The sequence below is a fragment of the Micromonospora taraxaci genome (assembly GCF_007830095.1).
Classification (GTDB): domain Bacteria; phylum Actinomycetota; class Actinomycetes; order Mycobacteriales; family Micromonosporaceae; genus Micromonospora; species Micromonospora taraxaci.
Genome location: NZ_VIWZ01000001.1, coordinates 3,492,994 through 3,516,155, shown reverse-complemented (window position 1 = coordinate 3,516,155; position 23,162 = coordinate 3,492,994). Strand labels below are relative to the sequence as shown.

Annotated in this window: 21 protein-coding genes; 1 reads left to right on the top strand and 20 read right to left on the bottom strand. The window is 72.7% G+C overall.

Annotated elements, in window-relative coordinates:
- Positions 1–11 precede the first annotated feature (11 nt).
- From FHU34_RS16090 to mptB, 18 genes are all read right to left on the bottom strand, one after another.
- Positions 12–1,139 carry a hypothetical protein gene (locus FHU34_RS16090; protein ID WP_145781294.1) on the bottom strand — a complete coding sequence of 376 codons (1,128 nt, stop codon included), beginning with the start codon at positions 1,137–1,139 and terminating at the stop codon, positions 12–14.
- 13 nt (positions 1,140–1,152) lie between these two features.
- Positions 1,153–3,498 carry a hypothetical protein gene (locus tag FHU34_RS16085; RefSeq protein ID WP_145781292.1) on the bottom strand — a complete coding sequence of 782 codons (2,346 nt, stop codon included), beginning with the start codon at positions 3,496–3,498 and terminating at the stop codon, positions 1,153–1,155.
- Positions 3,499–3,510: 12 nt separating this feature from the next.
- A complete protein-coding gene (locus FHU34_RS16080; protein ID WP_145781289.1) occupies positions 3,511–4,947 on the bottom strand; it encodes a baseplate J/gp47 family protein in 1,437 nt (478 codons plus the stop codon).
- A complete protein-coding gene (locus tag FHU34_RS16075) occupies positions 4,940–5,443 on the bottom strand; it encodes a GPW/gp25 family protein (RefSeq protein ID WP_145781286.1) in 504 nt (167 codons plus the stop codon). Before FHU34_RS16075 ends, FHU34_RS16080 begins: the two co-directional genes overlap by 8 nt.
- Position 5,444: 1 nt before the next feature.
- Positions 5,445–5,768 (bottom strand): hypothetical protein, encoded by a 324-nt coding sequence (locus FHU34_RS16070; RefSeq protein ID WP_145781284.1) that lies wholly within the window; start codon positions 5,766–5,768, stop codon positions 5,445–5,447.
- Between the two features lie 10 nt (positions 5,769–5,778).
- Complete coding sequence (locus tag FHU34_RS16065; protein WP_145781271.1) at positions 5,779–7,806, bottom strand: hypothetical protein; 2,028 nt, start codon at positions 7,804–7,806, stop codon at positions 5,779–5,781.
- On the bottom strand, positions 7,803–8,453 hold the full coding sequence (locus FHU34_RS16060) for a hypothetical protein (protein ID WP_145781268.1): 651 nt from the start codon (positions 8,451–8,453) through the stop codon (positions 7,803–7,805). Before FHU34_RS16060 ends, FHU34_RS16065 begins: the two co-directional genes overlap by 4 nt.
- Complete coding sequence (locus FHU34_RS16055; protein ID WP_145781265.1) at positions 8,453–8,953, bottom strand: hypothetical protein; 501 nt, start codon at positions 8,951–8,953, stop codon at positions 8,453–8,455. Before FHU34_RS16055 ends, FHU34_RS16060 begins: the two co-directional genes overlap by 1 nt.
- Positions 8,954–8,955: 2 nt before the next feature.
- Positions 8,956–10,437 (bottom strand): hypothetical protein, encoded by a 1,482-nt coding sequence (locus FHU34_RS16050; RefSeq protein ID WP_145781264.1) that lies wholly within the window; start codon positions 10,435–10,437, stop codon positions 8,956–8,958.
- Entirely contained in the window at positions 10,434–13,649 is a 3,216-nt protein-coding gene (locus FHU34_RS16045; protein WP_145781261.1) for a hypothetical protein, read from the bottom strand. Before FHU34_RS16045 ends, FHU34_RS16050 begins: the two co-directional genes overlap by 4 nt.
- A 2-nt stretch (positions 13,650–13,651) precedes the next feature.
- The gene (locus FHU34_RS16040; RefSeq protein WP_145781258.1) at positions 13,652–13,906 is read right to left on the bottom strand and encodes a hypothetical protein; all 255 of its coding nucleotides are present in this window, start codon (positions 13,904–13,906) and stop codon (positions 13,652–13,654) included.
- A gap of 28 nt (positions 13,907–13,934) precedes the next feature.
- Complete coding sequence (locus tag FHU34_RS16035; protein ID WP_088989349.1) at positions 13,935–14,363, bottom strand: hypothetical protein; 429 nt, start codon at positions 14,361–14,363, stop codon at positions 13,935–13,937.
- Positions 14,364–14,380: 17 nt separating this feature from the next.
- A complete protein-coding gene (locus FHU34_RS16030) occupies positions 14,381–15,550 on the bottom strand; it encodes a hypothetical protein (RefSeq protein WP_145781255.1) in 1,170 nt (389 codons plus the stop codon).
- A gap of 37 nt (positions 15,551–15,587) precedes the next feature.
- The gene (locus FHU34_RS16025) at positions 15,588–16,529 is read right to left on the bottom strand and encodes a hypothetical protein (protein WP_145781253.1); all 942 of its coding nucleotides are present in this window, start codon (positions 16,527–16,529) and stop codon (positions 15,588–15,590) included.
- Positions 16,530–16,686: 157 nt separating this feature from the next.
- Positions 16,687–17,052: a barstar family protein gene (locus FHU34_RS16020; RefSeq protein ID WP_145781250.1), complete on the bottom strand. Its 366-nt coding sequence runs from the start codon at positions 17,050–17,052 to the stop codon at positions 16,687–16,689.
- Positions 17,053–17,111: 59 nt separating this feature from the next.
- Positions 17,112–17,561, bottom strand: a complete 450-nt coding sequence (locus tag FHU34_RS16015; protein ID WP_145781247.1) for a ribonuclease domain-containing protein — start codon at positions 17,559–17,561, stop codon at positions 17,112–17,114.
- 65 nt (positions 17,562–17,626) lie between these two features.
- Positions 17,627–18,847, bottom strand: a complete 1,221-nt coding sequence (locus FHU34_RS16010; RefSeq protein WP_145781244.1) for a glycosyltransferase 87 family protein — start codon at positions 18,845–18,847, stop codon at positions 17,627–17,629.
- Entirely contained in the window at positions 18,844–20,238 is a 1,395-nt protein-coding gene (gene mptB, locus FHU34_RS16005) for a polyprenol phosphomannose-dependent alpha 1,6 mannosyltransferase MptB (protein WP_145781241.1), read from the bottom strand. Before mptB ends, FHU34_RS16010 begins: the two co-directional genes overlap by 4 nt.
- A gap of 176 nt (positions 20,239–20,414) precedes the next feature.
- Between mptB and FHU34_RS16000 the strand changes: the two genes are divergently transcribed.
- Complete coding sequence (locus tag FHU34_RS16000; protein WP_145781239.1) at positions 20,415–21,251, top strand: hypothetical protein; 837 nt, start codon at positions 20,415–20,417, stop codon at positions 21,249–21,251.
- Between the two features lie 101 nt (positions 21,252–21,352).
- On the opposite strand, the gene FHU34_RS15995 is transcribed toward FHU34_RS16000, so the two are convergent.
- Positions 21,353–22,312, bottom strand: a complete 960-nt coding sequence (locus tag FHU34_RS15995; RefSeq protein ID WP_145781236.1) for a DUF559 domain-containing protein — start codon at positions 22,310–22,312, stop codon at positions 21,353–21,355.
- 255 nt (positions 22,313–22,567) lie between these two features.
- Positions 22,568–23,137, bottom strand: coding sequence for a carboxymuconolactone decarboxylase family protein (locus FHU34_RS15990; RefSeq protein WP_244311698.1), 570 nt, complete (start codon positions 23,135–23,137; stop codon positions 22,568–22,570).
- Positions 23,138–23,162: the final 25 nt, after the last annotated feature.

Here is a 23,162-nt window from a genome sequence, read left to right as displayed (position 1 = left end):
GTGCCGGCCGTTCAGCGCAGCTTGCTCAGCGTCTGGGCGTACCCGGTCCATTCGGCGGCGTCACCGACGTCGGCGCGTACCCCGGCCTCCTTCATGACGGCGAGCACCTGCTCGGGATTCGCGTCGGCCAGCTTGCCGAGAGTGCTGATCCCGGCGCGGGTCAGCGCCGCGCGAGCCTTGGTCGGCACCCCGGCGAGCATGGCGATGTCGGCGTCCGCGATGTTCTCCAGCTCGGCCTCGATGCCGAGCGCCGCCGAGACCGCCGACGGGGCGCCGACAGTGGTCCGGACGATCGCTGCCTCACGCTCGCTCACCTCGCCGAACATCGCGTCCAGGCTCGGGTAGCTGGTGTCGGCGGGCAGCACCTTGAGCACGTCGCGGATCGTCCGGCCGTCGGCCAACTCGTCCTCGCCGAAGAACCGGATGAACTCCACCAGCTTCACCTCTCGGGGGAAACGCTGCCGGACGTCGCCGTGCTCGGCGGCGTGGCGGGCGAGTTGGGCAGCGCCGCGCACCTTCGGGCCGACGACCACGTCCACCCCGAGGGTCTCCACGGCGGGCAGCACGATGGTGCCGGCCTTGGTCTGCCAGATGCTGACCTTCTTGTCCATGAACATCGTGGTTCCCATGTACTTACCGAAGTCCAACGCGCCGATGTAGTTGGGGATCTGCTCGATGGCGTGCGGGCCGAGCGTCACCTTGTTCTCGTGCACCGTGGAGTGCAGCCGGTTGATCTCGGCGCGGATCTCGTCGAGCAGCCGGCGCAGGCTGACCCGCATGGCCGCCATGCAGGAGAACGCCTTGGCCAGGTCGGTGCCGAGGTGGTCCAGGTCGTGCTCGATGCGGTGGAACCGCTCGTTGAAGCCCTCCTCGCCCGGGGTCTGCCCGGCCTGCACCACGTCCTCCCCGTCAACCCAGTCGGTGTGGGCGAAGGTGCGGGCGAACGGTGGCGGCGCGCAACCCGGCTCCACGGCGGGGAACGACTCGGCGTAGCTGAACACCCGCTTCGCGGTGCCCACGTTCTCGTAGATCCACGACGAGACCAGCACGCTGGCGTCCGAGGCCGGAATGCCGTGCTTGGTGAACGCCTCGTACAGCTCGGTGACGGTCACCCCGTCGTAATTGATCTCGCTCGCCATGGTGGTGTCCCTCTCAGAGCTGGTCGTACACGCCGCGGTGCCGGCGCTGCTGGAAGGTGCGGAAGGTGCGGGCCACCGCCGGGCGCAGCGGCTCGGCGGTGCCGTCGTCGTCGAGGTCGACGTGGTCGCGACGAATGCCGAACGTGTTGATCTCCACGCCGAGCGGGCAGACCCTGCTCAGGGCGTTCATCAGCCGCTCGTACTGCTCCAGGTTCAACGTCACCCCGTCGGGCAGCTCCACCCGGAACTCGTACGGGTCGGTCAGACCGGTCCGCACGTAGGAGAGCGCCACCACGGCGACCAACCCGGTGTGGGTGGGCCGCAGCACGGTCCGCGCGCCCACCGCCTTGATCTCCGCCGTGCCGCCGCCGAGCCCCACCGTGTACCAGCGGAACCCGGTGGCCCGGCGCTCGGCCAGGTTCAGCCCGGCCTGCGGCAGGCCGATCACGCTGCACACCAGCAGCACCCGGTTGCCCGTCTCGACGAGTGGCAGCGCGGCGGCGAGGTGCTGGTCGCGCAGCAGCCCGACCAACCGGGCCAGCCGATCACCGGCGGCCGGCTGCCCGGCGATCAGCGCGGCGGCCAGCGCCACCGGCAGTTCGATGGTCTCCACCAGCTCGTCGGGGAGCCGGTTCAGCGCCGCCACCACCGGCGCCGGGTCCCGTACCGCCGGCAGACCGGCGGCGGCCAGGACCTGGTCGACCGGTTGCCCGGCCGGTCGGGTCGGCACGGCCGCCCACCGGGTGCGCGCCACCGCGTCGGTCAACGGCGACCACGCGGTCTCACCGGCGCTGGTCCAGGCCGCCCTGGCCGCGGTCAAGCCGGCCAGCAGCAACGCGTTGCCGCCCGGGTCACCCGGGGCATGGAACTGCGCCTCGACGTTCGTGTTCGCGCCGACGGCCGCACTCAGCGGCGCGGTCACCGCCAGCCCCCGGGTGGGCAGGTGCGACAGGTACATCCGGGTGGTGCTGATCCGGTGCGTGGTCGGTAGGCCGCACACCCGCCACAGCCACGCCACCTCACCGTCGGCCGCCGCCGTGGGCACACCGGCGGCGCGGGCGGCGGCGATCAGCGCCTCGGCGGTCCGGTCGGCGGTGACCGCGCGCCCGGTGTCCAGCACCCGGTTGCGCAGGTCGGTCGCCTGCGCGGGGGTCGGCCAACTGACGTCCACGCCGAGGCCCAACTCGTAGCGGCTGCCGCCGGCGTCGTCCTGGGCCCGGGTCACCTGCCACACGATCGACGAGCCGAGCGCCCGACAGACCCGCCCGGCCCGGTCCAGGGCGGCGGCCAGCGGCGGCGCGACGCCGTGCGTGCTCTCGAAGGTGTACGACTGGCGTAGGCTGGCCCGCAGCGCGGTGATCTCGGTCAGCCGGTTGGCCGGCAGGGCCCGGCCGGCGTGCACTGTGTTGTTCGGCGGGGTGTTCGCGGGCAGCACGAGACGGTCGCGGCGCAGTTGGGCGAGGAAGTTCGTGCGGTGCTGCGGATCGCCGGCGGCGACCAGCCGGATCGCCACCGCGAACCTGTCGTCGTCCTCGCGCAGCGTGAACCGTGCGCCGCCGGGCAGGTCGGCGAAGAGCCCGGTGTTCGGGTCGGTGTCCGCGCCGGGGCCGTTGAGCAGTCGTCGTACCGCGCCCGGGGTGGGCAGCAGGAACCGGCGGTAGAGCCCGAGCCGGTGGGCGTACGCGGCGTCCGGCTCGCGGGCCGGCGGGGCCAGCCGGCGGGCGTACACCTCGCCGTTGGTCGGCTCGTGCACCAGCTCGTCGACGAAGCGGGCCACCCCGACGTCCGCGCCGATCCGGTCCAGCGCGTCGCGCCGGGCGTGCGCGAGGGTGCGGTAGGCGTGCACCTCGCGGGCCGCGCGGCGCAGCCGGTGCTTCTCGTACGACACCAGGTACAGCAGCCGACCCAGGTTGCCCTCCAGCACGGCCAGCTCGACCAGCCCGGTGAGCGCGGCACCGGTGACCGCCGTGGCGGCGGCCCCGTCGACAGCCTGTTCGGCCGTGACGGCGACGGCGAACGAGGCGACCAGCGGCTCGTCGGCGGTGTCCGGGACGTACGCGGGCACCGACGCCCCGGCGGCCGACCAGGCGGCGAAGACCACGGGCGGCAGCGCCCGCTCCCCCGCGCCGCCCGGGTCGACGGTGACTGTCACCCGCACGGTCTCCTCGGCCAGGTCGCGGCGCAGCACGACGGTGAGCAGCGGATGCCGGCTGGTCCAGTCCACCACTGCCGCGCCGGTGCCGGCGAGCGGCACCACCACCCGCCGGACCGTGCCGGGGTACGGGCCTTCCAGCTGGTCGACGAGGTTGCGTTCGACGGACGGGTCGGCGCCGTCCACCGGTACCCGGATGTCGGTCATCGGGGCCCCCGCTCAGACGATCCGGAACGGCCGGGGATCGTCCCGGTCGACGTAGACGGGCACCTGGTTCGCGGCGAGTACCGCGTTGTCGCCGACCGGCAGTCGCTGTACGCCGTCGCCGGTGGGCGCGCTGCCGGTCACCACCACCGCCGAGTCGGCCGGGAAGCGGACCAGCCGCAGTTCGCGGACGTCCGCGACGCCGGGCTCGTTCATCAGCGTCCAGATCACCTCGGCGGCGCGGACCGGCTCGCCGAAGGGCAACTCGTCGACGTAGCGGCGCAGCCGGGCGTGCAGTCGGGCGCGCAGCTCGGTGGCGGCGGTGGACGCGTTCACCGTCTCCTTCGAGCCGGTGGGCAGTGGCAGGCCCCGGATCACCAGGTCCGCCTCGACGCCGATGCCCACCTCGTCGGCCCGGTCCACCGAGGCGAAGATGCCCACCGGACGGAGGTCCTCGATAACCGACTCGACGGCGGCGTGCAGACCGTCCGGGCCGTCCCAGATGGCGGCGGCGGTCGGCGCGACGAGCACCGTGACGTAGTACGGGTTGCCGAGGTCACGTTCGGTGCTGAAGACCCGCTCGATGAAGGTGAAGTTGCCGAAGATGGACTGGTTGAGGTCCAGCCCGCCCCGGCCGTCGAAGACCTGCACCTGACGTACGCCGGGCACTGTCGCCACGGCCAGCCCGATCGCCTCGGCCGTCCAGATGGAGCGGGGCGCGGCCAGCAGCAGTTGCCGGTAGCGGGCGTCGGGGACCTGCTGTTCACCCCCGGTCAGCGCGACGGTGTGGGTGATCTCCACCAACTCCTTGCCGGCGGCCTGCTCGGCGTCGTCCAGGTCAGCCAGCAGGGTGTCGGCCCGGTTCCACCTGTCGATCTTCTGGTTGGGCTGCGCGGGGTCCAGGTTGTGCGCGGGGCCGGGGTAGAAGGCGGCGACGGCCGGCACGCGTTCGGCCACTGCGGCGGAGAGCACGACGGTCTCGTCCAGGGCGACGTGGTGCCCGCCGGGGGTGGACAGTCGGGCGCCCCGGGGCAGCGTGAGCTGGGTGCGTCCGGTGGGCAGCGCGGCTGTCAGCTTCAGCTTCACGGTGCCCCGCGCCGGCAGGTACGGCCGGGGTATGCCGAGTTCCTCGCCGAGGCGGGTCAGCGCGTCGGCGGTCGCCGACACCACGTACGAGTTGTCGTAGACGGCCCCGAGCGCCGCCCAGAGACGGGCGTCCTCCAGCGCGGCCAGTTCGAGGACCTTGCGCAGCACCGCGCCGCTGGTCAGGTCGATGTCGTCACCGAAGAGCAGTCGGGCGGTGGCCAGCTTCTCGGCGAGCAGCCGGGCGAAGGATTTCGGCACGAATCCGTTCTCGACGATGCCGAAGCCGGTCGAGCCGGTGGACCGCAGCGCGGCGGCGTCGACGGCCAGGACATCGGCCAGCTCGGCCGGGAGGGTCGGGTCAGACATTGGGTAGCTCCCCGAGATGCACCGAGAGCCGGTCGTCGGTGATGGTTTCGAACTGGACCTGGACCTGCAGGGTGCGCGACGCGCGCAGCGCGGCCCGCGACGCGTCGTCCGGGGTGCCCGCGCCGAGCCGGCCGTCGTCGAGGTTCACGTCGACGATCTTGCGGACGCGCGGGTCGCGGTCGAGCAGGGTGATGATGCCGATGCGTACCTGTTCGCGGATCAGGTTCGGCTCGATCTGCTCGGCGAGGGCGTTGAGACCGTCGAAGCCGAAGGTGGCGTCGAAGACGTTGGAGCCGCGCAGCGTGGTCAGTGCCACCGCGAGACTCTGGGCCACGTTGTCGGTGCCGGCGACGAGGGCCAGCACCCGGCCGTTGGGGCCGTCGTCGAAGACGACGTCGCGGGCCAGGTCCACGCCGGGCATTGTGGGTTCGAAAGCGAGGCCCCAGCCGAGGTAGCGGCGCTGGGCGGCCTGCCGTTCCCGTTCGGTGCGGTCCATCTCAGACCGCCTTCAGCTTGGTCTGCTTGGCGTTCGCCGCCAGGCCGGAGGTGCTGCCGTTGGTGGCGCCCGTGAGGGTGCTCAGCGCGACTCCGGCCCCGCTGACGACGAGCTTCTGGGCGGCGCCGGTCGCCGACATCACCTTCTTGCACTGCATGGTGGAGTTGCTGTCGGTGATCGTGCACCCGGACACCGACTTGCCGGTGATGCCGTCGAGGCGGGTCACCTCGTCGCCGGCCACGATCAGCTTCGACTGCCCGGCCGGGGTGACGGTGCCCTGGCTGGGGCAGTGCACGTCGCTCGACGTGGTGAGCACGAAAGCCATGTCGTTCCCCTCAGTGGACGTTCATCGCGTTGGCGACCTGGACGTCGACGTCGTCGGCGGCGATGTTGACGGTGCCGCCGCTGATGTTCACCGCGCCGTTGCCCGCGTCCAGGTCGATCTGGGTGGCGGTGATGGTGATCGAGCCGTCCTGTTTCATCACGATCGACGACCCGCCGGCGGCGTGTTCGATGGTGATGCTGTCGGCCTCGTCGGCGCGGGCCGGACGTTGACCACGACCCTTCAACTGGGCCCGGCCCACCCGCACGGTCAGCTCACCCAGCTCGATGACCCGGTTGCCGTCGCCGTCGGTGAGGTCGTGCGCCACCTTGCCGTCGTGGTCGGCGGGCACCACCGTGTCGCCGATCGACGAGCGACTGCTGGTGGCCACCCCGACCGGCAGCGACAACCACCAGTCCCCCGGCTGGGACACCGGGGCGTGCCCGGTGGGCCAGAGCGCGCCCACCTCCACCGGGTCGTCCGGCGCTCCGTTGCGGTAGGCCAGCGCCACCCGGGTGCCCGGGTAGCGGGGCAGGATGAGCCCGCACCCACCCCAGGCGAACGGGGTCAGGTAGGTCACCCCGGGCAGCGGCGCGGGCTGCTCCCGGCGGACCGGCAGGCGGCGGGCGCCGTTGGGTCGGCCGTCGGGGCGGACCAGCCCCTCCCACACCGTCTCGGTCTGCGCCGGTGGTTCCACAGCTCCGCTGGCGTTGGTGGCCGCCGCGCGTACCTCGCCGATCTCCAGGCCGCGGGTCTCGCCCCGGGCCGCCCGGGCCGCGCGGCGCACCGCCTCGGCGGCGGCCACCCCGGGCGACGACGTCGGGCCTGCCGGCTCGGCGGCGGCCACACCGGAGGCGTCGCTCCAGCTGTCCCAGGCCTGGGCGCCGGAGGCGACCTCGACGCCCTGCACCACTGTGACGAAACCGGCGGTACGCGACAGGGTGTGCCGGGCGGCGCTGAGGTAGAGCAGTTTCGCCCCCGCGCCCAACTCTCCGGTCGACGGGGCGAACGGCGCGGCGAACGAGCCGAGCAGCGCCGCGCCGACGCTGCCCAGCGTGGTGGCCTCGTCCACCGCCGGCGGGTCGAAGCACACCAGGTCACCGGGCTTCAGATCCGGGCGACCCTTGAGCGTGAGCGTCCACGCCCGACGGCGGGGCGCTGCGGTGCCGCCGGCCTCGGTGGCCGCGTACGGGTCGGTGTCCTGGCTGCCGTTCTCGGTGCAGGCCAGCAGGCCGGTGGCGAGGGTAAGCGGCTTCGGTTCGCCCTCCGGGTACGGGATCGGCCGCTTGCCGACGTGCACGGTGCCGTCGCGGATCAGCAGCATCCCCCGCCCGTACGCGTTGAGCGACTGCTGCAACGCGCCGCCGATCCGCTCCAGCGCGGCGCGGTAGAGCAGCCCGGCGCCGAAGGCGGCCCGTTCGTCGCCGGACGCCTCGGTGGCGCCCCGGGTCATGGTGCCGTCCGGGTTGGCGCCCCAGGTGGTGATGTCCACCCGGGTCCGGTCGGCGATGGCCCGGACCGCGGCGCTGAAGGTGGCGGCCTCGAAGCGTTCGGCGACCCGCTGCCCGAGTCGGGCGTACGCCTGCTCGACGAGGGTCAACTCGGTGTCGTACGTCCGCTCGCCGGTGAGCCGGCGGACCTTCGTCACCCGCAGCACGGCGACCAGCGCCTGCGTCAGCTCGGCCGGGGTGGGACCGGCGTTGACACCGACCAGGTTGGTGAAGAACGCGCCGACCGAGGTGTTGGCGTCACGCCAGTACAGGTGCAGCTTCGCCACCAGCGGCGGTTGCCCCTCGGCGGTGCGCAGCGCGGCGAAGTGCTCGTCGATCAGCCCCTGCACGGTGACCGTGTACGCGCCGGGGCCCAACCCGTCGGGCAGGGCGGCGTCGATGGCCGCGTAGTAGTCGGCGCTGGTCAGCGTGAGCGCCACATCGGGGCTGAGCCCGGTCGGGGTCTCCCGGTGGAAGGTGATGGTCCAGCCGGCGTCGTTGCCGACCGCGCCCTGGCGGACCTGACCGGTCTGGAACGGCGTGAGCGTCATCGCAGCCCCCTCCGCAGCTTCTTGTCGAGCAGGTAGCGGTAGCGCAGCCGGCCGGGGCCCAGCTCGGATTCGACCCGTTGCGCGGGTGGGCGGCGACGCCAGACGAACTCGTTGATCGGCGGCGGTCCGAACTCGTCCACCGCGCGGTCGGCACGCCGCCAGGCCAGCGTCACGGACGAGCCGTAGTCGCCGGAGCCGCGTACCGTCCCGGCGTGCAGCAGCCAGGCGAGCACCAGCACCTCGACGGCGACCGGGGCGGAGCCGGTGGTGTCGGCGGGCGTGCCGGCGTCCGGGCAGACCCGGCGCAGGCCGGCGGCGAGCGGCACCGAGCCGAGGATCCGGGTGCCCTGGCGGACGACGAGGCGCAGGGGCACCCGGCCGACCAGCGCCGGGGGCGGGGGTGCGGCCGGCGGGGCGGGTCGGGGCGCCAGGTCGTCCGCGGAGCTGCTCACCACGGCGAGCGGGTCGGTGGCCAGCCACTGCCGGGCCAGCCCGGTGGGCAGGATCAGCACCGCGTGGACACCGGCGCCCAACTCGACACGGTGCGGAAGGCCGGCGGTAAGGCTCTGCCGCACCTCGGTGAACCCCTCGGGCACCTCGACGGGCGTCTCCGGCAGGAGGTAACGGTCGATCGGGAACTGTGGCATCAGTTGCCCAACCCGTCGGCGAGCGCGCCGACTCCGATGCTGGCCACGTCGAGCAGCTTGCCGAGCAGGCTGGGACGGGGCACGTGGACGAGGGTGATGGTGGTGTCCAGGACGTCGCGGCGGGCGGCGGAGGCGTTGAAGGTCAACGACTGCACCTGCATGTCGGTGCGGATGGTCATCGAGGTGACCAGGATCAGCCCGCCGAACTTCCCCCCGGAGTACGCGGCGAGGGCCGTGCCGCGTTTGCTCGCCTCGGCCATCGTCTCCAGGGCGAACTTCCAGGCGTAGCGTTCCGCGCCGACGAGCACCCCGGTCAACGTGATGGTGTCGTCGTGGGTGGCCACGATGGCCTTGTGCGCGGTGGAGCCGATCGGCGGCAGGTGGTACGTCTCGGCGAGGGAGATGGCGGTGACCGCCCACAGTGGGATCGGCAGCACCCCGTCGCTGATGATCGCCGACGGCACCGTGCCGTACCGCATGAAGCTGCTGGTGATGGCCATGCTCAGCGCCCTCCGGTGGGTGGCAGCGGCACCGGCGTACCGGTGGGTTCGACGGCCAGGCCCAGGTCGCGCAGGGCCTGGGTGATCTCGCGGACCTCGCCGGCGGCGCTGGTGACGCGCAGCCGCAGCCGGCGCTCCTCCAGTGCCGCGCTGATCCGCGCGGGCCGGGTGGACGCGGAGCCGCGCCGGTTGATCCGGTCGATCTCGGCGGCGGCGTCCTCCATCCGGGAGATCGCGTCGAGGATCCGTGGGTCGGGGGTGAACCCGGGGTCGTCGCGGTGCAGGCGGGCGATGGCGTCGCGGAAGTCGGCGGCGTCGCGGCGCAGGTTGGCGACGAGGTTGTCGGTGAGCGCGCTGACCCCGGCGACGCTGGTGGCCCGGTGCGACTTGTCGTCGATCAGCCACACCCAGCCGTCGTGGCCGATGCCGACCAGGTCGGTGCCGGCGACCTTGACGTTGGCGTCCGGTCCCTTCAGGAACAGCTCGATGCTGCTCAACGAGAACGCCGCGCTGTACTCGCCGAGCACGCCCCGCCCGTAGGTGACCATGTCGTGGCGCAGGTAGGCACGGAAGCCGGGGCCGTCGTCGGCGCGTCCGCCCCGGTCGCGGAAGCGCCGCCACAGGGTGGTCAGGGCCTCCGGGTTGTGCAGGGCGAGTTGCTGGGTTAGCCAGACGTCGCCGCCCTCGACCACGGCCCGCAGGTCCGGGTCGGCGATGCGGCCCAGGGCTTCAGCCAGTCGCGCCTCGCTCACCTGCAGGCCGCGCGAGCGAGCCTTGCCGAGATCGTCGACGGCCGTGCGCAGCCGGGCCAGTTCGTCGGGCGTGAGCCGGCCGCCGAGGCGGGTCTCCAGGTCCGCCAGGGCAGCCCGCTTTCCGGCCCCGGACTCGGCGGCCACCGCGTGCCACAGCGCTGTCGGCTCCAGCGCGGCGGCGCGGCGCAGCGCCTCCTGCGAGTCCGTCGGCATGGCCCGGAACGCGCCGCCGACGATCGCGTCGGGCTCGACGTGCCGGCCGGCCTCGCCGCCGCCGGCGGTGTCGAACTCGCGCAGCAGCGAGTCGGCGTACGCGGCGGAGTCGTCGGCCAGCCGCAGCGGCGCGTCCCCCACGATGCCGTCGCGGGGTCGGCTCAGCTCGCGCATCTCGGTGTTGAGCTGGTCGAAGTACTCGCCGAGGGTGGCCACCCGCACCCCCTCGGGCAGGGTGCCGCCCTCCAGCACGTGGTCGAGGATCGCGGCGATGTTGTCCCGCAGCACGGCGATGCGTTCCAGCCGGTTGAGCGCGTTGTTCAGGTGCAGGTCGGCGACGTCGTCGATCATGCGCCGGACGAGGTGTTCCAGCAGCCGACGGGAGCGCACCTCGCCGGCCTCGCTGTGCGCGGCGACGGTCCGGATGAAACGGCGCAGCCGAGGGTTGGCGTCGGCGGCGGCGTGCACCGCGGCCGCGTCGAGGAACCGGCCGGCGCGGAACCGGCGCGGCCCGGTCACGGCCGCACCACCGGGACGCGCGGCCCGGCGGCGGCGCCACCGGGTGCCGAGTCGAGCACCATGAGGATGAACCGGGCGCCCTCCGGGCCGCCGACCGCGCCGCTGAGCATCGCCTCGCGCTCCACGTACGCGAGGATCGGCTCCATCAGCTTCTGCACGACCCGTTCCAGCACCTCGTTGAGCAGGATCTCGGTGAGGAAGGCCTGGAGCAGGTCACGGGACGCGGCTTCGACGATCTGCCGGGTGACCCGGCGTACCACGTACCCCCGGGCGGCGCGCAGCCCCGCGCGGACGCCGAAGCGCAGGGCGACCCGGCCGCCGCGCACGGCCGCGCCGCCGATGGTGCCGGCCTCCGGGATCAACGACATCGCCAGCCCGAGGTACGCGGCGAACAGCTCGACCTCGACCTCGGTGCGGGTGAGCACCAGCTCCGGGTCGAGCATGGAGCCGTAGAGGCGCTCGCGAAGGTGAGCGTGCGCCACGTCGACGGCGGCGACGGCCACCCCGACGACGAAGCCCAGCGGTGGGCAGAGGACGGACAGCGCGATGATCCCCACCATGGTGGCGAAGGCGCTCAGCGCCTCCCGGCCCAGTTCGGTGCTGAACAGGTCGTCGACGCCGGTGGCGTAGTAGAGGTTGCCGCCGAAGAACTCGCCGATCTGCTGGTGGGTCACCAGGTGGATGCCCTGCAGCGCGTACCGTCCCCGGGGGATCGTCGCCGACGGGATGTGTTCGCTGATCCGGCTGGACCGGAACGCGAACCGGGCGTCGTTGCGGGCGCGACCGAGCATCTCGGTGTTGTTGCGCCGCATGTCCTGCAACACCCGCCACAGCTCGTCGCGGATCGCTGCGCGGTTACCGGCGAAGCGGGCCAGCACGTCGGGCAGGTCGGTGATCTGCTTGACCAGCGGGTCGATGCCCTCGGCCTCGCCGCGTTGGATGACCAGCGCCTGTTCGATCTCGGCGAGGGTCCAGAGCACCGCGTGCGAGTCACGGATCCGGGTGGTGCCGTCGCGTTCGACGATCTCCCCGGCCGCTCCGGGGCTGCTCAGGGCGGCTTCGGTGGCGAGGAACGCGCTGGAGATGGCACGGGCGGCCCCGTACCAGGCGGTGGACGGGTTGGCCATGCTCAGCGTGGCGACGGTGCCGCCGCCCAGGTCGGTGTGCGCAGACGCCCACCGGGCGGCCTCGTGGCGGCGCAGCCGCTCCCGCAGTCCCTGAAGCTCGGCGTAGTCGGTGAGCTGGGAGACGATCAGCCGCTCGAAGATCGGGGCGTACCTGTCGAAGTTGGTGATCCGGGCGTCGATGCCGGTACGCGAGCTGAGCAGCAGTTGCACAAGCATGGCCTGGCTGCCGACGACGAAGAGCTGCCCGACGGCGCCCTTGAGGGCCGAGCTGAACGCCTGGACGAAGTGCAGGTTCCAGGAGGCGGACGTGTCGATCCAGCCTCCCTGGATCCGGGCGAAGTGCTCTGGCTGGCTGTAGCGGCCCATCACCAGTTGGGCGAGGCGGTCCAGTCGGGGCACGACCCCGGCCAGGTGGCGCAGGAACTGCACGGCCGGCGAGGCGACCGGCCGGAAGTCCAGCGGACCGAGCCGTCCGCTGCCCTCCGGTACGGGTCGGGTGAACGCCTCCCGCTCGGCCGAGCCGACCAGCAGGCTGATCGCCGCGGCCCGACCGCGCAGAATGGCGGCGGCCTGGAGGCAGAAGTTCGCCGGATAGCGGCACGGCTCGCCCATTTGCAGGCGGAACGCGATGTCGTCCATCAGCCGGCGCAGCTCGTCGCCGTCCGGGCCGAGCGCGGCCAGCTCCGGTTCGCCGTTGAAGGGGGCGCAGGCGCGCGTCTCGGCGTGCGCGCCGGTGACGGCGGGGAACCGTCGACCCTCGGTGCCGGGTGGGGCGCTGGGGCTGCTCGGGTCGAAGACGAACCCACCCCGCCGGGCGCCGCCGGTGCCACCGGCATCCCCGCCGGGCCCGGTGCCGGTGCCCAGGCCGCCCGAGCCGCTGCCACCCGGTCCGCTGCCACCCGGTCCGTTGCCGGTGCCGGATCCGCCGCCCGCGCCGGAGCCGCTGCCGGTGCCCGTGCCGTCGCCGATGCTCCCGCCGGGCGGCGCGTTCGGATCCGGTGGGGTGGCCGGTCGGTGCTCGACGCTGATCGGCAACAGGTTCGCCGTTCCGGTCCAGTGCAGCGTGTTGTCGGTCTCCTCGGTGCCCACCAGCAGCAGGGAGACCCCGCCGATGCTGACCACCACGAGACTGGTCGGGGTGGCCCCGCCCACCGAGGCAAGGATCGCGTCGACCCGCCGGGTCACCTCGGCGTCGACGGCCCGTTCGATCTGCGCCTGGTACTCGTCAGCGCTCGTGGTCTCGCCGCGCGGCTGGGCGGTCCGCAACCGTTGCCGGATGTCGGCGCTCAACTCCTCGTCCACCATCGACACCAGGGCGCTGCGCCCGGCCACCGGTCGCCGCTGCACAGTGCCGGGTTGCGGGCTGGGGATCCGCTCCTCCACCTCGAAATGCGGTTGCGGGGTGGCCCGGAACACCGTCTCGCCGAACCGCTCGAAGGTGAAGACCGACCACGGCGTGGTGTTCACCATGACCGCCCAGACCGGACGACCGTCGGAACCGATCACCCGGGCGATCACCCCCTGCGGGGTGCCCGACGGCAGGCCACCGTGCTGGCGTACCGCCTCCTGACCCAGCTCGCCGAGATGACTGGCCAGGTAGGCGGCCGGACGCAGCAGCCACTGGTAGGTCACCGGCGGTGGTTCGTCGCCGTCCACCGGCACCTCGGCGGCGTCCCCACCGTCGTCGTAGGACGGCACCCGGTAGACAGCGAGGAGGTGACGCATCCGAGACGCGTCGAACACCTCGGCCGCCGGCCGGCTCAGCGGCACGGCCACCCCGGCGGGCAGCCCCGGGTCCAGCCGCGCCGCGGTGACCACCTCGTCGATGCGCCGGCGCAGCCGGGCCTCGAACGCCCGCCGGTCGTCCGGGGACACCCCCTGCACGCCCGCGCCGGTCCAACCGAACTCCGGCGCTGCGGGGCGTACCTCCAGGTAGCCGCCGCGGGGCGCGACCACCTCGCGGCGGGAACGTTCCAACGCGCGGGCCAGGGCCGCGCCGAGCGCCTCGGTCACGGCCTCCGGCCGCTCGGTCACCGACCGGGCGTCCAGCCGGATCCGCACCGGCACGTGCACCGAGATGGCCACCGTCAGACCCGCCCGTCCAGGTGCTCGGCGAGGCGGGCCAACGCGAGGTCGGCGAGCGCGTCGGCGTCGAGGGCGCCGCCAGCCGCGACCACCTCGATCTCCACCGGGAAGTGGTACGCGATGACCGCGCGATCGTCCTCGGCGACCTGCTCGGCCTCCGCCTCGCTGCCGGCCGCCGGCAGCACCAACTCACCCGCGTGCACCAGGGCCAGCCCGGTACGGGTGACCCGGGCGGCACGGCCAGCACCGGTCGCCATTCGCTACCTCCGGTTGATCCTCGTGGGGTTACGGCAGGACGGACTGGTCGCCGGTCTTCGGGTCGACGGTGGCGGCCAGGCTGAAGCCGCTGAAGGTCGCCGCGGGAGCGCCGGAGATGGTGGCGGTGGTCGGGGTGGCGCTGGTGATCAGGCAGTCGCGCAGGACGAAGGACGAGAACGCCCAGTCGTCTCCGGTGTGCTCCAGCAGCGCGATGTCGAACAGCTCTCCGTCGAGGGCCAGCTTGGTGAGCCGGCCGGCGACGTCCCCGATCGCCTTGACGGTCATCGTGAAGTTCATCGACACCGGCGCGTGGATGACACCCAGGTGGGTCACCTCGCACGAGTGCAACGCCTCGACGTTGAGCGAGAAGGACGGACTGAACGAGTCGATGGGGCTGATCAGCACCGTCTCGGTGCCCTTGGTGTACTGCACCGCCAGGCGGGTCTTCCACTCCATGGTCTGGTTCCTCCGGGTCAGAACTTGGCCACGAGCGTGACCAGCAGGCGGCTCACGGCTGGGCCGTACGTGACGGTGACGACCAGGTCGACGGTGCGGTCGGCCCGGGCGGCGGTGACGATCGAGGTGTCGGTGGCGGTGCGCGCGACCTCGGGGATGGCGAGGATGTCCAGCACCGGGATCTCGATGGTGTAGTCGTCGATCACCGCCTGCCGCTTGAGGGGGCCGAGGATGCCGTCGACCTGGGTCTTCAGCAGCGTCATGCCGGGCTTGGTGATCCGCGCGTCGCCGACCAGGCCGATCAGGCCGGCGCGCAGCATGAACTCGATCTGGTCGAGGGTGCGCACCAGGTCGACGTGTAGCAGGCTGGCGTCGGAGGTGAACAGTCGTCCGTCGGCGAAGTGCAGGCTCTCCCCGGTGATCAGGGTCGGGTCGATGATCGGGGTGAGGTTCGCCTCGGAGAGGCCCTTGATCTCGGCCGGGCTGTACTGCTTGGCCACCGGGATGGCGACTCCACGGATCTTCTTGAGCACGATGCTGTGGTGCACGGGAAGTCCGGCCACGGCGGCCATCGCGGCGGTGGCCGCGTCACCGTCCGCGCCCCGGGCGGCGATCATCACCATCCGGCTGGTACTGCTCTTGAGCGGGTTCGCGGTGGCGGTGATGTCCGCGACGTAGGTGGGGCTCTTGTCGGTGGCCGGGTTGACCATGGCGAACCCGATCCGCCGTTGGCCGGCCGCGGACATCGTCTCCACGTGCGCCTTGAGGGCGTGCAGTCCGGTGGGCGCGCCCGCGCCGGCGGGGTTGCCGACGCTCGACTCGTTGGCCAGCGACACCATCGTCACGTCGTCGGCGGCTTCCAGACCACCGAGCGCGGCGGCGTAGTCGTCGCCGGCGACCTTGACCCCGTACACCTTGGCCGGGCGCGGGTCCTGCAGGAACGCCAACTCCAACGAGTTGTAGAGGGCGTTGCGGACCACGTTGCCGGCCTGCCGGCGGGCGAAGTTGGTGACCGCGTCGTCGAGGGTCTCGATCCGGACCGGCGTGTTCGCCGGCGCCGAGCCCCCGTCGGCCGTGGACGGCGCTTTGCCCACCACGGCGATGACGCCCGGAGAGCGCTGGGCCAGCGGGGCCGGTGGTGGCACGATCCGGACTTCGATGAACGGGAATGCTGCTGTCGGTGCCACGGGTCCTCCCGGACGAAGTTGCTACTGGTCTGAGTTCTCAGGTCGAGACGGCGGCGAGTCCGATGCCGCTGCGGGCGAGCCACTGGCCGGCCCTCGCGAACCGGGCGGCCCGCTTCTGTGCGTCGGTGCCGGTGTCGCCGCCGGGCCAACCGTCGTCGTCGAACGTCTCGACGGGGACCACCCAGACGGCGACCACCCGGTGTCGTCGCCGGACGTCGTCCGGTGCGGGCACGTCCAGCCCCAACTCCTCGGCGCGGGCCCGCACCAGGCGGGTTTCGACGAGCAGGTCGGCCAGGGAGAAGCCCTTGTCGCGGACCAGCACGGCGGCGGCGAACGGCAGTGGACGCGGGGTGGGTGGGGCGGCCGACGGCGCGGCGTAGCGCAGCTTCACGGTGGCTCCGGCGGCCTGTCCGCGCATCCGTGTCACCAGGTCACCGGCGTTCGTGGCGCCGACACCGGCGAGCAGCCGGTCCAGGTGCGCGTCGGTGAACGCGGCCGGTTGGTGCAGCCCGGCCCGCAGCCGGGTCACCAGCCGCGTACGGCGTTCGGTCTCCAACTGCGCCGGGTCGGACGGCAACGCGCCCAGGTCCGCGATGATCTGTGGGTCCACGTCGAAGGCGGGCACCGCCACGTCCAGGTCCTCGACCCGGTCCCGGGCGACGCTGGTGCGCACCACCAGACTGCCCCGCCACAACGCGTCGATGCGCAGCGCCGAGCCGCCGAGGCCGTGCAGGCGTACGCGCAACTCGGTACGGGTGGTTCCGCCGGAGCCCAGCCACTCCCCCTCGGCCACGGTGACGGGGGCGGCGGCGAAGCCGAGGGTCAGCTCGTCGAAGACCGCCGCGTACGGCGGCGCGACAGGCATCGCCTCGGTGTCGTACGCGGCCTCGACCAGGTGCGCCAGCGACGCCTCGTCGAAGAGCGACGCGCGGGTGCCCGGGTCGGCCAACCGCACCAGCACCCCGTCGACGAAGTCCACCGCACGGCCTCCCCGTTGCCCGCGCCGGTGCACAGTGCCCGGCTCGGCACGAGGATCGCGAAGGGCCCGTCACCCGACCGTCACCGCCACCGTCACCGCACCCGCTCACCGCCCCGACTGTCGGGAACTGAGCACCCGCACAGGCTCGGGACGGCCGTCAGGTGGTCGGGACGTCGCGAAGGACGACGCGCAGGGGGTGCGGTGCGGTGGCGGCGAGGTCACCGAGCACGCTGAGCAGCAGGGCGTACTGACCGGCCGGCTCGTCGACGAGCAACTCGCCGGCGTCGTTGATCAGCAGGGTGAGCGGACCGGTGTCCAGCCGGTCCCGGAGCACGTCGGAGAGGGCGTCCCAGGTGCTCCCCAGGTGAGTCGGCAGGGCCAGCGCACCGCCCAACGCGGCGAAGAGCGCGGGCCGGGTCCGGGTCGCCGCACCGTCCAGCACCACCGCGCCCTGCGCCTGCGGCGCGTCGTCGCGGCGCACCGTCAACCAGTCGGGCCACCGCCGGTCGTCCTCGTCGGCCATCACGTGCCTCCTGCTGCACAACTGCGGGGCCGGCCCGGATCGACCGGCCCCGGCGTCGGTCAGAGCCGGTAGAAGTCGGTGTAGTGGTTGGGCGAGAACCAGGTCACCCCGGTGCTGCGGTTCACCACGATGCGGTACGCGTCCCGGGCGGCGCCCTGGGTACGCGGGTAGACGTCGTACTCGTTGTAGGTGGCGTTGGTGGGCAGTTGACCCTCGTAGTTGTAGAACTGGCCGCCGGCGAAGTTGGACTTCCCCCCGCTCCAGGAGTACCAGCCGCGGCTGGTCGGGAAGCCCTTCGCGGCCCAGCCCGAACGGGCGGCGCGGGCGTCGGCGCAGCGACTCATCGTGCAGGAGCTGTAGACCGCCGCCGAGGCGGAGTCGGTCAGTCGGGGGGTCACCACGGACGGACCGACCAGCGCGGCGGCGACCATGACGAGGAGCAGGGCGACTGTGGTGGTACGCCGGCGGATCGCGCCGAGCGTGACCGGCGGGGACACGAGGGTGGACACAGGCTGCCTCCAGACCATCCAGTGCATCGATCTGCGTGATTGTCAGATCGTGCCTAGTCTCGCCTCTAGCGGCCGACGCCAACACCCCCCGGCACCTCAACTGCTCCACAATGCTCGGTTAACCGAGGATGATCCTTCCCCGGGTCGGCACGTCCGACCGGAAGCAGCACGAGCATCCCGACACTGACCCAGACGTACGCGTTCGCGCCGAGGAACCCCAGCGGTCCGGCCGACCCGTTGGCGAAGACCCAGACCAGCCCGCTACAGAGCACGACGTACCCGGCGACGCCCGCACGTGCCCGCCGACGGGCCGTCGGGTCGACCGGCGGCCACGGCAGCGTGGACGCCGCGATCACCACCAGCCCCGGCACCAGCCACACCAGGTGGTGCACCCAGGTGACCGGGCTGACCAGGCACGCGACGACACCTGTCACCGCGAAGCCGGCCCGCTCGTCACCGTTGCGCACCGCCCGGCGTACCCGCGTCGCCCACACCACCAGCACGACGGCGACCAGCGCCACCCACAGCCGCCGGTCCGGGTGCGTCGGGTCGAGCCGGGCGACCACGCCCAGCACTGACTGGTTCGACACGTACGCCAGCCGGCCCACCCGGTCGGTGTCCCACAGCGCCTCGGTGAAGAACGTGCGGGTGGCGTCCGGCGCGAACGCCGCCGTGACGGTGGTGGCGGCGACGGCGGTGCCGATGGCCGTGGCGGCGGCCCGCCAGCGCCCGGTGACCAGCAGATAACCGATGTAGACCGCCGGGGTGAGCTTGACCGCGGCGGCCAGCCCGGTCCCGACGCCCGCCAGCCGACTGCCCCGCTCCACCAACCACAGGTCCAGGTAGACCAGCGCCACCAGCACCAGGTTGACCTGCCCGAAGCTGACCGTGTCCCGCACCGGGTTCAGCCCGGCCAGCAGGCAGCACGACAGCGCGAGCGCGTACCAGCGGCTCCACCCGTGCCGTCGGGCCACCGGGTCCACGAGCAGGTGCAGCAGGAACGCGACGGCCAGCGCGGTGAGCAGCAGGTTCGCCACGATCGTCGGGTACCAGGCCAGTGCCGCCATCGGCAGCATGCTGACGGCGGCGAACGGCGGGTAGGTGAAGCCGTACCCGTTGCCGGTGGTCCACTGGTACAGGTCGCCGCCGCGTACCCAGTGCCCGACCGCACCGTGGTAGACGCCGACGTCGAACCAACCCCGGTGCCCGGGGAGCACCGCGATCGCCACCGTGAGGACGACGGCCAGCACCGCCACCGTCGCCGCCCGACGCCGGTTGGCACTCATCGGGCCACCCGCACGGCAGCCGGTGGCAGCAGCAGGCGCAGTGATCCGACAGCGAGCAGCCCGACCAGCACCCCGGCGGCGGCCAGCACCGCCTGCGCCGCGTCCGGTCCGAATCCACTGGGCAGGGCCACGAACGCGAGCACCACCGCCCCCAGCGCCGCCGCCGGCCGGGCCCGCCCGTGCGCCGCCGCCGCGATTAGGACCAGACCCCAGAGCGCGTACCAGGGCCGGGTCGCCGGGCCGAGCAGCGCCGCCGCCAGCAGCACCAACCCCAGCGCGTACGCCGGGCCGAGCCGCCGCCGATGCCACCACGCGGCGACCGCCACGGCCAGTGCGGCGACCACCCCCAGCGCCAGGCAGAGCCGCATCGGGGCGTCGCCCAGGTGCAGACCGGACCGTCCGGCCGCCCGCAGCGCCACCCGACCGAGCGCGCTCGAGATCGACCAACTGTGCCGGTACATCGGGGTGCCGAGTGCGCCGACCCACCCGTACCCCATGCCGGTGGCCCAGGTGACCGCGGCGGCGGTGCCCACCGCGACGCCGGCCGTGCGTGCCACCGAGGTCGGGAGCCCGCGGTGACGCGCGGCGAGCGAGACGACCACCAGCAGCGCGACCACCGCCGGCACCTTGACCAGCGCGGCGAGGGTGACCAGCACTGTCGCCGCGCCGTAGCGGTGCTCGAAGGCGAGGCTGAGCCCGGCCACCAGCAGGCCCAGCATTACCGCCTCGTTGTGCGCGCCGGCGATGAGATGCAACGGTACGAGAGGGTTGAGCACGCCCAGCCAGAGTGCGGCCGACGGGTCGACGCTACAGTGCCGGGCCAGCCGGGGCAGGTACGCCACCAGCAGCGCCACCCCGGCCACCGCCACCAGACGAAGGCCGAGCACACCCAGCACCAGCTTGCCGCCTGTCACACCACTGACGACGGCCGCCACGGCGAGGAACACCGGCCCGTACGGCGCGGGGGTCTGCTGCCACATCTGCGGCACCTCGGCAGCCAACGCACCACCCAACTGGGTCACCCCGTGCCGGTAGACGTCGATGTCGGCGAGGACCATCGCCCCCTGCGCCAGGTAGCTGTACGCGTCCCTGCTGAACAGCGGCGGCGCCACCAGCAGCGGTCCCGCCCAGCAGGCCAGCGTGAGCGCGGCGGACCGCCGGTCGACGACCTCGTCGGGTGCCCGCCCCGCCCACCACCAGGCGGCGACGAGGAGGGTCAGGCCGGCGTACCCGCAGAGCAGCCCCGGCCCCGCGAGCTGCCGCAACGCGCTCCACCAGGCGGCGTGCGCGCCGACGGGCAGCGCCCCGGCGGCCAGGCCGGCGCACGACAGCAGCGTGGCACCGACGCCCCCGAGCAGCCGGTACGCGACGACGGTCGGCAGTGTGCGCACCCGGGCAGGATGTCGTCCCCGACTGACCGGCACACGACGCCCCGACGATCACCAGACGACGGCGCGGTGTCATACCGGCTTCGTCGTCGGCGGTGGTCCCGTGACGGCGTGGCTACGGGCATTTCGGGCACTGGTTGTTAGCGTGAGACGCGGATCCGAGGCCGTGGAGGGGTGCCATGACGGACGCCCCCGACGGGAGGCCGAGGCCCGCCGACCAGTGGCGACGCCGGGGTGTCCGCGCGCTGGTCGTCACCCGCGACGGCAGTGTCCGCGGTTGGCGGTGGTGGGCGCGGAACTGGGATCGGCTGGTCGCCGCGCTCCAGGACGAGGCACCCGTCGGATCCGCTGCCGCGCCGGCACCCTCCGGCCCCCTCGTCGAGCAGCGCGACGCGCCCCGGCTGATCGCCGTGCCCGCCCGGGGCTACGTGTACTCGTTCTACGTCCGCGCCACGTTCGCGTGGTCCTCACCGGCGACCATGCGAGCCGAGGTGCTGAGCTGGTACGTGCAGTACTTCCAGCCCAACGCGATCCAGCGGCTGACCCGGCTCGCCGCCGACGCTGCCCGGGACCTGCCACCGCACCGGGCCGCGGACCTGGAGGTGGCGTTGCAGCAGGCGCTGGCCGAAGACCCCCGGTGGCACTACCAGCGGGGCGACATCACGCTCACCTGCCGCCCCGACGCCACTGTCCGCCTCGACGAACGGATCATGCCGGCGCTCCAACCGCACGTCGACCGGATGGTCGAGCTCGAGTACCAGTTCGAGGAGCAGCTCCGCAAAGCCCGGTACGCCGAACACCTGAGCCGCCAGTGGGCGACGATCCTCAGCGACGACGCCGACGACCAGGACGTAGCCGACGCCCGCGACCAGATGCTCACCGCGCAGCGGGAAGCCGCCCGCTGGATCACCGACCTCCTCCGCCGCAACGGCGACCACCCAACGGACCCGCCAAGCACGCCCCCGATCCCACCCCAGCAGAGCCGCGACACTCCGACGCAGCCCGCCACCGACTGAGCCGCCCCCTCGCCCCTCGCCCCTCGCCCCTCGCCCCTCGCCCCTCGCCATGATCAAGTGATGAAAAGTAGCTTCTGGGGCGCTCTCAGAGCTATTTCTCATCACTTGATCATGGTTAGACGGCGTCGGGACGCGAGGATGGCAAGGGTTTCCTGACGGACCTGGAGCGGATTCGCGGTGAGGCGACGATGCGTGAAGCGGACGACGAGGATTCCGACGGTGGCGAGCAGTGCGTCACGGCGCAGGTCGATCTCGCGTTCGGCCGGATCGCCGTGGCTGGTCGCGCCGTCCAGCTCGATGTTGACCCGCTCCGCCTCGGCGAACATGTCCAGGTAGAACGTTCGCGCCCCCACCCGCACCCGCACCTGCCGGACGAACGTCGGCATGCCCGGACCGGTAAAGACGTGGTCGTGGCCCCAGATCTCCAGCGCGCTGCGACAACCAGTCGCGAGCCGGTCCAGCAGACCAGACAGCGCCGCACGGTCGGGAACCCTCGACACTTCCGCGAGCACGGTGACCAGACGCTGCGGGGTGGTCAGCCGGTCGTTGACCGCACGGATGAGCGGCCCCGAGCGGTCGACCGACGGCAGCAGTGGCCAGCAGTCCACCAGGGTTCGGTCAAGCCGGGTGACCGGCAATCCGTTCCGGGTCACGACGTACGGTGGCGCCACCGCGAAGTCGGACCGGTGGCGCACCACGAGTTGGGGACGGCCGCGCAGGCCTGCCCCTCTGGGCAGGTCCAGATACACCGGCTCGTCAGCCGGCTGGCGGCGGAGTCCCCACACGTCGAGCGCGGTGAGCCGACTCAACGCCGCGCGCCCGCCGGCGTACGCCAGCGACGCCCGGCGGGCGATCTCGGGCCCGACTCGGGACAGCAGCGGCAGGCTGGGCTCCGATTCGCGGACCAGCGCGGCGTCAACGTAGATCCCGGGTAGCACCCGGACCATCCGACCTGCCCGGCAGGCGCTTTGAAGCGCCCAGGGAGAAACCACGCTGAGCATCTCGCGCCGCATGGCCAGGCCACCACGTCGATCGAGCAGGGCTTGCAGGCGCGCGTCCACGAACACACCGTGCCTCTGATCGCCGCCAGGGCGAGGGCCGCTGTGGACAGCGAATGCACCTGTGGACGATCGCCCGGGCCACCGCAGGTTGTGGTAGAAGCCCGCCGAGATCCGTGCCAGCTACGACTCCCGCATCCAGGTCTTCAGGTCGGTTACGAAGAACACCTTGCCCTGCTGCCGTCGGATAAGTGGCGAACGCTGCCTCCGCGCTCCCCGGTGGCGCTCGGCCAGCCGGTCGGTGCGTTTTCGCCGGGTCTAACCGCCGAAGCTCAGCGCCTGCCGCAGATCCACGTCCAGGCTCTCCTTGTACTGCGGATCGGGCTCAGCCCCGGCGGCACTGAGGACGGTACTGAAGAAGCATCTGGCACCAACCGCGAGGATCACGCGGAAGATATCGGTGTCATCGAGACCGTGACCGCGCAGGCCCGCGACGTCGGCCTCGGTGACGGAGTTCGCATCGGCCGCGACCTTTCCGGCGAAGTTGACGACTGCGACCTCCTGCGCGGAGAGACCGGCGCTTCCATGGTCCGACGCGATGGCGGCGACGGTCGGCGCGTCGAAGAACTTGTCGCGTAGGACCTTTCCGTGTGCCAGACCGCAGTAGGAGGATTTCAGGGCCCGGGCTGCGGCGAGGGTCGCCAACTCGTAGCGGCGCAGTTCCATCCCGTCCTTCACCGCACCGTTGAGCTGCTGCCATGCCAGGTACACCGCCGGGCTGTGGGCGAACAACCTGGTGTAGTTGGGCAGATAGCCCATCGCCTTCGTGTCGCTGTCGAACATCCGCTCGGTGTCCGGGGACTGCTCTGCCTGCCGCAGGAAACTCATCCGACTCCTCCCATAGGTGGACCCG

Coding starts and splice junctions, on each gene's coding strand:
- FHU34_RS16075 (WP_145781286.1), bottom strand. CDS start 5,443: ATGGACCGCACCGAACGGGAACGGCAGGCCGCCCAGCGCCGCTACCTC.
- FHU34_RS16085 (WP_145781292.1), bottom strand. CDS start 3,498: ATGACCGACATCCGGGTACCGGTGGACGGCGCCGACCCGTCCGTCGAA.
- FHU34_RS16010 (WP_145781244.1), bottom strand. CDS start 18,847: ATGAGTGCCAACCGGCGTCGGGCGGCGACGGTGGCGGTGCTGGCCGTC.
- FHU34_RS16020 (WP_145781250.1), bottom strand. CDS start 17,052: ATGGCCGACGAGGACGACCGGCGGTGGCCCGACTGGTTGACGGTGCGC.
- FHU34_RS15990 (WP_244311698.1), bottom strand. CDS start 23,137: ATGAGTTTCCTGCGGCAGGCAGAGCAGTCCCCGGACACCGAGCGGATG.
- FHU34_RS16040 (WP_145781258.1), bottom strand. CDS start 13,906: ATGGCGACCGGTGCTGGCCGTGCCGCCCGGGTCACCCGTACCGGGCTG.
- FHU34_RS16090 (WP_145781294.1), bottom strand. CDS start 1,139: ATGGCGAGCGAGATCAATTACGACGGGGTGACCGTCACCGAGCTGTAC.
- FHU34_RS16080 (WP_145781289.1), bottom strand. CDS start 4,947: ATGTCTGACCCGACCCTCCCGGCCGAGCTGGCCGATGTCCTGGCCGTC.
- FHU34_RS16070 (WP_145781284.1), bottom strand. CDS start 5,768: ATGGCTTTCGTGCTCACCACGTCGAGCGACGTGCACTGCCCCAGCCAG.
- FHU34_RS16055 (WP_145781265.1), bottom strand. CDS start 8,953: ATGGCCATCACCAGCAGCTTCATGCGGTACGGCACGGTGCCGTCGGCG.
- FHU34_RS16000 (WP_145781239.1), top strand. CDS start 20,415: ATGACGGACGCCCCCGACGGGAGGCCGAGGCCCGCCGACCAGTGGCGA.
- FHU34_RS16060 (WP_145781268.1), bottom strand. CDS start 8,453: ATGCCACAGTTCCCGATCGACCGTTACCTCCTGCCGGAGACGCCCGTC.
- FHU34_RS16035 (WP_088989349.1), bottom strand. CDS start 14,363: ATGGAGTGGAAGACCCGCCTGGCGGTGCAGTACACCAAGGGCACCGAG.
- FHU34_RS16065 (WP_145781271.1), bottom strand. CDS start 7,806: ATGACGCTCACGCCGTTCCAGACCGGTCAGGTCCGCCAGGGCGCGGTC.